Annotated in this window: 1 protein-coding gene; it reads left to right on the forward strand. The window is 69.8% G+C overall.

Annotated elements, in window-relative coordinates:
• Nucleotides 1–27: 27 nt before the first annotated feature.
• A partial coding sequence (locus tag SB751_RS29410; protein WP_410748952.1) for a LysR family transcriptional regulator occupies nt 28–298 on the forward strand: 271 nt, incomplete at its 3' end.

Raw genomic sequence — 298 nt, forward strand, 5'->3', positions numbered from 1 at the left:
CAAAGAATCGTGTATTGATTCCGCCCCATGGACACCCTCCCGACTTCCCCCGGCGCCGTGCTGGACCTGACACTGCTGCGCACCTTTCTCGAGGTCGTGGACCACGGCGGTTTCGCGCTGGCGGCGGACGCGCTGGCGCTGACGCCATCGGCGGTCAGCGGCCACATCAAGCGGCTCGAGCAGGCAGCCGGCACGGTGCTGCTCGCGCGCACCACGCGCCGCGTCGCGCTCACGCCGGCCGGCGACACGCTGTACGCGTACGCGCGCAATATCGTCGACATGGAGCGCGAGGTGCGTG

This window comes from Cupriavidus sp. SIMBA_020, assembly GCF_046535395.1.
Lineage (GTDB): Bacteria > Pseudomonadota > Gammaproteobacteria > Burkholderiales > Burkholderiaceae > Cupriavidus > Cupriavidus campinensis.